General features: G+C 44.7%; 7 protein-coding genes. 5 read left to right on the plus strand and 2 right to left on the minus strand.

Annotated elements, in window-relative coordinates; genetic code table 11:
• The first annotated feature begins 77 nt into the window (after positions 1–77).
• The 5 genes from urtA (at position 78) to urtE (ending at position 5,678) form a co-directional block, all read left to right on the plus strand.
• On the plus strand, positions 78–1,358 hold the full coding sequence (gene urtA / locus A9Z07_RS06235) for an urea ABC transporter substrate-binding protein (RefSeq protein WP_069577652.1): 1,281 nt from the start codon (positions 78–80) through the stop codon (positions 1,356–1,358).
• 86 nt (positions 1,359–1,444) lie between these two features.
• Positions 1,445–3,067, plus strand: a complete 1,623-nt coding sequence (gene urtB, locus A9Z07_RS06240) for an urea ABC transporter permease subunit UrtB (protein ID WP_069577653.1) — start codon at positions 1,445–1,447, stop codon at positions 3,065–3,067.
• Between the two features lie 4 nt (positions 3,068–3,071).
• The gene (urtC, locus tag A9Z07_RS06245; RefSeq protein ID WP_069577654.1) at positions 3,072–4,142 is read left to right on the plus strand and encodes an urea ABC transporter permease subunit UrtC; all 1,071 of its coding nucleotides are present in this window, start codon (positions 3,072–3,074) and stop codon (positions 4,140–4,142) included.
• A complete protein-coding gene (gene urtD / locus A9Z07_RS06250; protein ID WP_069577655.1) occupies positions 4,143–4,970 on the plus strand; it encodes an urea ABC transporter ATP-binding protein UrtD in 828 nt (275 codons plus the stop codon). It abuts the gene before it with no gap.
• A 9-nt stretch (positions 4,971–4,979) separates the two neighbouring features.
• A complete protein-coding gene (gene urtE, locus A9Z07_RS06255; protein WP_069577656.1) occupies positions 4,980–5,678 on the plus strand; it encodes an urea ABC transporter ATP-binding subunit UrtE in 699 nt (232 codons plus the stop codon).
• Between the two features lie 298 nt (positions 5,679–5,976).
• Here urtE and A9Z07_RS06260 read toward each other — a convergent pair whose 3' ends face one another.
• The gene (locus A9Z07_RS06260) at positions 5,977–6,717 is read right to left on the minus strand and encodes a hypothetical protein (RefSeq protein WP_069577657.1); all 741 of its coding nucleotides are present in this window, start codon (positions 6,715–6,717) and stop codon (positions 5,977–5,979) included.
• 83 nt (positions 6,718–6,800) lie between these two features.
• Positions 6,801–7,349 (minus strand): GNAT family N-acetyltransferase, encoded by a 549-nt coding sequence (locus A9Z07_RS06265; RefSeq protein ID WP_069577658.1) that lies wholly within the window; start codon positions 7,347–7,349, stop codon positions 6,801–6,803.
• Positions 7,350–7,455: the final 106 nt, after the last annotated feature.

Below are 7,455 nucleotides of genomic sequence, written 5' to 3' on the forward strand. Positions count from 1 at the left end.
TATGCTTGTAGTGTTGGCATAAAAATTGAATAACCCCACCCAGTAGAAATCACAATATTCAGGTGTGGAGAATAAAGATGCAGAATAAATTAATGTCGATGTCTGTACTGATGGCAGCCATGATGGGGATTGGTTTGGTTGGATGTTCAAAACCAGCCAAAAAAACAGAACAAACCAAAACGGAAGCTAAAACAGCGCCCGCAACAAGTGGCGACACCATTAAAGTCGGCATTCTGCATTCGCTTTCAGGCACGATGGCGATTTCTGAAACTTCGCTGAAAGATACCGCGCTGATGACCATTAATGAAATCAATGCCAATGGTGGAGTGCTCGGTAAAAAATTAGAACCTGTGATTGTCGATCCAGCCTCAGATTGGCCACTGTTTGCAGAAAAAGCACGTCAACTGATTACTCAAGATAAAGTCGCGGTTATTTTTGGTTGCTGGACATCGGTTTCTCGTAAATCTGTGCTTCCTGTGGTCGAAGAACTGAATGGCTTGTTGTTCTATCCGGTGCAATATGAAGGCCAAGAGCAATCGAAAAACATCTTCTATACGGGGGCTGCTCCGAACCAACAAGCGATTCCAGCGGTTGAATATTTAATGGGAGATGAAGGTGGTAAAGCTGAGCGCTTTGTATTGCTTGGCACCGATTATGTGTATCCACGCACCACCAATAAAATTCTGCGTGCCTTCTTAAAATCTAAAGGCGTCGCTGATGCTGACATCATGGAAGAATATACGCCATTTGGTCATAGCAACTATCAAACCATTGTTTCCAACATTAAAAAATTCTCTGCTGGTAAAAAGACTGCGGTGATCTCGACCATCAATGGTGATTCTAACGTGCCGTTCTATCGTGAATTGGGTAACCAAGGTATTAAGGCCTCTGATATTCCAGTCATGGCCTTTTCGGTAGGAGAGGAAGAATTACGTGGCATCGACACCAAACCATTGGTGGGTCATTTAGCCGCATGGAACTATTTCATGTCGGTGAAAAATCCTAAAAACACCGAGTTTGTGAATAAATTCAAACAATATGCAGTCGAATACAAACTGCCAAATGCTGACAAAGTGGTGACCAATGATCCAATGGAAGCCACTTATGTGGGCATCAATATGTGGAAGCAGGCGGTTGAAAAAGCAGGGTCTACTGAGGTGGATAAAGTTCGTGATGCCATGGCAGGTCAAACCTTTGCTGCACCATCAGGCTATACCCTCAAAATGGATGAAAGCAATCACCATTTGCATAAGCCTGTGATGATTGGACAAATCCGTGGTGATGGTCAGTTCGATGTAGTCTACAAAACACCGCAAACCATCAAGGCGGAGCCTTGGAGTCCGTATATCCCTAAATAATTTTTCAAGCCTGCTGTTTCAGCAGCAGGCTTTTTCATTCTGTTTTTTGTTTGATCAATTTAAACCGCAACAATAAGGGGAGTTCTATGGCGAAGCATTATGTTTTGGCACTGCTCTGCATCATGGCGCAGCTGATATTTACTCCAGCATGGGCAGAGGCCACATCCACAGCAACCGTGACGTCTACAGCTTCTCAAGATGCCATTCAAACCTTTGTAAAGGCTGATTTTGCCATACGTCGTGCCATGCTCAATCAATGGCCTGCCAGTATTGAACAACTGGATCAACTGGTGGCGTATATCGATCAAAATGAGTTGTATACCGATAGTGCTGGCAATACCTATTTACTGAAAAATGATGACAAACTGTTCAGCTACCCTGCACAGCAACCACTGGAACAATGGCCTGCGGATTTATCCCAAGTGACTTTGGTCAATACTTTACGTAAGGCACTGAATTTTGGGCAAGCCAAAGCTAAACTCAGCTCCAATGATGCTTCACAGCGATTAGCCGCGGTTGATATTTTAGAAAATAATCTGGCTGAGCTAGATCTGGCGACCGTGAAACAACTCTACGTCAATGAAAAAAATGATCAGGTCAAAGCCCGTTTAGCGCAACTTAAGGCGCGTCTGGATTTTAATAGTTCTGATGAGTTTACCAAGCTTGAAGCCGTGAAGATCTTGGCTGATTCAAATCGTCCAGATGTATTTACGCTTATCACCCAGACTTTAGAACAACCACAGCAGAATCCAGCTTTAAAGGCAGCTCTGCTGGATGCACAAAATAAAATTAAAACCCGTTTGCAGATCAGTGAATGGTCGGGTCATGTATTTTCAGGTTTAAGTACGGCCAGCATTTTATTGCTTGCTGCACTCGGACTTGCGATTACTTATGGCCTACTCGGCGTGATTAATATGGCGCATGGCGAACTCATCATGATCGGCGCCTATACCACTTACGTGATCCAGAGCATTTTTAAAACCCATTTTGCTGGACTGGTGGATTGGTATCTCATCGCTGCGATTCCTGCGGCTTTTCTGGTCAGTGCCTTGATTGGGATGTTGATTGAGCGCACCGTCATTCGTCCGCTGTATGGTCGCCAATTGGAAACCTTACTTGCCACTTTTGGGGTGAGTCTGATTCTGATGCAATTGGTACGCATGGTCTTTGGTGCACAAAATGTCGAAGTCTCAAATGTGAGCTGGTTGAGTGGAGGGATTGCGGTTACGCCAAGCCTGATGCTGCCATATAACCGTATTGCCATTATTGCGTTTACCGTTGCGGTGTTATTGCTGCTGGTGTTCTTACTGAATAAAACTCGCTTTGGTCTATTCGTTCGTGCGGTCACACAGAATCGTCAAATGGCACGTGCGGTTGGCATTCGATCTGCGCGGATTGACATGATGGCGTTTGGCCTCGGTTCTGGCTTGGCAGGGTTAGCCGGTTGTGCCTTGGCACAAGTCGGTAATGTCGGGCCTGATCTCGGTCAGAATTACATTATTGATGCCTTCCTTGTCGTCGTTGTCGGTGGTGTCGGTCAAGTGTGGGGTGCCGTACTTGCAGCACTCGGATTGGGCATCAGTGGAACAGTGCTAGAAATTGGTTTAGGTGCAGTTTTAGCAAAAATTATTCTCTTGGTTCTTGTGATTTTGTTCATCCAAAAGCGTCCACAAGGTTTGTTTGCCATCAAAGGCCGTTTTGTGGAGTAAGCCAATGAAAATTACTTCTGTGTTCGCAGATAAGCCGTATAGCGCCGTGGCGATTGCAATCTGTTTCGGCGTACTGTTGCTGTTGCCGTGGTTGCATTTGCTGTCTCCAGACTCTGCATTTTACCTATCCGCTTATTGGATTACTTTGATTGGCAAGATCATGTGTTTGGCTTTGGTCGCCTTGGCGCTGGATCTGGTCTGGGGCTATGCAGGGATTCTGAGTTTGGGGCATGGTTTGTATTTTGCCTTAGGTGGTTATGCCTTTGGTATGTATCTGATGCGCCAATCCGCAGGCGATGGGCTGCCTGATTTTATGCGCTTCCTGAGCTGGACAGAATTGCCGTGGTATTGGGTCGGGACAGAGCATTTTGCTTGGGCTTTGGCCTTGGTGGTACTGATCCCGGGCTTGATCGCATTTATTTTTGGATTTTTTGCCTTTCGCTCCAAAATCAAAGGCGTGTATTTTTCCATCATTACCCAAGCCATGACTTTTGCCGCAGCGTTATTGTTCTTCCGTAATGAAACAGGCTTTGGGGGCAATAATGGCTTTACTGGTTTCAAGACCATTCTCGGTTTTGACATCACCTCTGCATCAATGCGTGCCACGCTGTGTTTTGTTACTGCACTGGTATTAATGCTGTGTTTTATCGGTCTACGACAACTGATGAATCGTCCTTATGGTCGGGTCTTGGGAGCCATTCGCGACAGTGAAAATCGTTTGCAATATCTGGGTTACCGCACGCTGTGGTACAAGCTGTCGGCATGGGTCTTGTCTGCGGTGATTGCGGGTATTGCTGGCGCGTTGTATGTGCCACAGGCAGGCATCATTAATCCGAGTGAAATGAATCCCGTCAACTCGATTGAAATGGCGGTGTGGGTGGCTGCGGGTGGACGTGGCACTTTGATTGGGCCAATTCTTGGAGCAGGTCTAATTAATGCCGTGAAAACCTATTTCACTGTGGCTGCACCAGAAGCATGGTTGTTGATCTTAGGGGCACTCTTCATTGTGGTGACTTTATTCCTGCCGAAAGGTGTGATTGGCCTATTTGATCGTTTTAAAAAGGAGCGTGACTAAATGAGTGATGTATTAATTGACGCTGCTCAACATGGCGGTCAACTCGGTGAAGGATACGGGCGTGCCAAACCGAAAGGGGCTGACTTTAGTCATGGCATCGCCTTATATCTGGAAAAAGTCAGTGTCTGGTTCGACTCATTTCGGGCTTTGAATGATCTGTCGCTCTATATTGCCGAGGGTGAGTTACGCTGTATTATCGGGCCGAATGGCGCAGGAAAAACCACCTTGATGGATGTGATTACAGGGAAAACTCGCCCAAGCACAGGTACGGCATTTTTTGGGCAAAACTATGATTTAGCCAAAATGAGTACCGAGCAAATTGCCGAAGCAGGCATCGGTCGCAAATTTCAAAAACCAACGGTATTTGAAAATTTCACCGTGATGGAGAATCTGCTACTGGCTGCACCAAGAGATAAACGAGTGAAAAAAAGCTTATTTTCTCGTTTAGATCCAGAAGCGCAGTTGGCTTTGGATGAAACATTGGAACAAATTCGTTTAAAAGAATTTGTACAGAAGCCAGCAGGTTTGCTGTCGCATGGACAAAAGCAGTGGTTGGAAATTGGCATGTTGTTGATGCAACGACCAAAGCTGATTTTGCTGGATGAGCCTGTCGCAGGTATGACCGATGCTGAAACTGAACGCACTGCTGAACTCTGCCTTGAACTGAAAAAAAATCATACCCTTGTGGTGGTCGAACATGACATGAGTTTTATTGACACTATCAGTGAAAAAGTCACGGTATTGGCCCAAGGTGCGATCTTGGCAGAAGGCACATTGGCGGAAGTTCAGGCCAATGAAGATGTGATTGAAAAATATTTAGGGCGTTAGGAGAGACACATGTTAGAAGTGAAACAAATTAATCAGTTCTATGGTGGCAGTCATATTCTGCGTGATGTGTCTTTTAACGCGCCTGTCGGTGAATGCAGTGTGGTCTTGGGGCGTAATGGAGTGGGCAAAACCACCTTGCTGAAATGCTTGATGGGGATTCTGTCGATTAAGTCAGGACAAATCCTGTTAGATGGCAAAGATATTGCCAAAATGTCCCCTGAACAACGGGTACGTGCGGGTTTGGCCTATGTGCCGCAAGGTCGTGATATCTTTTCGACTTTAACGGTAGAAGAAAATATTTTAATTGGCATGGCTAAATTCTCAGGGGCTAAGACGCGTAAGGTGCCAAGCCATTTATATGAGATTTTCCCTGTACTGGATGAAATGAAACATCGCCGTGGTGGTGATTTATCCGGTGGCCAGCAACAGCAGCTTGCCATAGCCCGAGCGTTGGCTTCTGAACCACGCGTATTGATTTTGGATGAACCCACCGAAGGCATTCAGCCTTCGATTATTAAAGATATTGGTCGGGTGATTCGTAAACTGGCTGATCAGGGCGAGATGGCGATTATTTTGGTGGAGCAGTTTTATGACTTTGCCGAAGAGTTGGCAGATGCCTATACCGTAATGGCACGTGGGCAGGTGATTGCGCAAGGGCGGGGTGAGGATATGCCTGAGAAGGGGATTCGGGAGTTGGTGGCGATTTAATATCCATCTCTACATATCTCATTTTACTATTTAGAAAAGTAGATATTAAAAAATGAATATTTTTATGGAGTCATACCAAGAAGTCTTCTAATGTCTAAATAAGCCTTCGGCTGGAGTTACTTTGGTTTCGCCCAAAGTAACCAAAGGCATTGTCATTCACAAAACCTGTTCAATTCTTGGATTTTTTCTATTGTTTCGCAGAAACAATATCTTTCAAAGATCACGCAGGTTGTGAATGACGTTTCCGAGTCTCATACTTTTTCTTAAATTTTTTGTTGAGTTTGGGTGTAAAGATCATTCATTTGTTTTCCACTTTATAAAACGTTCCGCCTGCATAGACATTGTGTCCAAAGCCACATGAGGACTCACCATTGTTTTGTTCAACCTCAATTTTTTGACCTAGATTCGGGTCATTGGCAAATTGAAGCTTAATCAGACAGTCTTCATTGCGATAGCTGGCCTGCGTTGACTTGATAGGCATGCTGGTTTCAAATTGTCCCATATTGGGGCCATAGATCAGGCCGCGCAGTCCAAAGTAATAGCCATCAAAAGCAATTGCATATTTATTCTGTTTTTTGCTGACCTTGATATAGTCCCATTGCCCAAAGCCATTGGCACGAACATAAGTGCCTTGTAAATCAAAGGTTACTTTGGGCTTCGGGAGTTGTTTTAAGTTGTATTGGCTGGTTTTCGAGTTTTTATCACGTAAAAACCAGACTCTGGCCCATTGCGGCTTACCGAGTTTGGCATAACTTAACCCCACATTATTATTGGCGATTTCAATGTCTCGATCACTCACCTGAATCCCGCTTTCATCGGCATTGGCCTGACAGAAATGTGCCCATGCGGCTTGGTCTTCAAATTGTTTGGCTGCTTTGAGATATTGTTTTTGATCGTAAAACTTTTTACCTGCTTGCGCATATTGTTTCACTTTGGCGCAGCCCTGTTGCAATTCTTGCTCGAAGGAAAGTTCTGCAAAGCTGGCACTTGAAACAAGTACGATTGTGAGGCATAGGCCGAGTTGGGATGTTTTAATCATTGTGGCTATTTTTGAAATAAAGTATATCTTTCATTTTAAATCAAAAATTGCTGTAAGAATCGTATTACAAAAGTGATGTTTTATTAGGCTTCTGTGAGTTGCAGTTGCATCCAGACAAGATCACGCCATTGCCCAAACTTTTGTCCAACCTGTGGCATATACCCTGTTTGAATGAAGCCCAGTTGTTCATGCAATACGGTAGAGCCTTTATTTTCACTATCAATCGCGGCGACCATGATATGCATGTTTTGCTGTTTGGCGAGATGAATGAGTTGTTGCATGAGGGCTTTGCCAAGACCTTGGCGTGCATAGCTTGGATCAATAAAAACAGAATGCTCGATACTTTGACGGTAACCACTGATAGCACGAAACGCTGCGTAATAGGCATAACCAGCAACTTGATGGGTGTTCAGGTCTTCCACCACGATCATCGGAAAGTGTTGCTGTTGCATGTTTTGAAAGCGTTGCTGATATTCCGCCAGAGAAACGGCCTGATCATTCCAGTTGGCTGTCCCATTTAGAATTTCAGCATTGTAAATCGCAAGAATCGCGCCTAGATCATCGACTGTCGCAAAGCGAATCTGGAAATAGGGTGCGAGTGTATAAGGTGCAAGTGGAAGATTTACGGGCATGGGCACAGGTCATCAAATCAGGCAAAAACAAAAGATGAGACGTTGATAAAACGGCAGATCATTTCAGCTTTATATTCGATGATACCAACAAAAACAGCAAGGAATT

This window comes from Acinetobacter sp. YK3, assembly GCF_001729365.1.
Classification (GTDB): Bacteria; Pseudomonadota; Gammaproteobacteria; order Pseudomonadales; family Moraxellaceae; genus Acinetobacter; species Acinetobacter vivianii.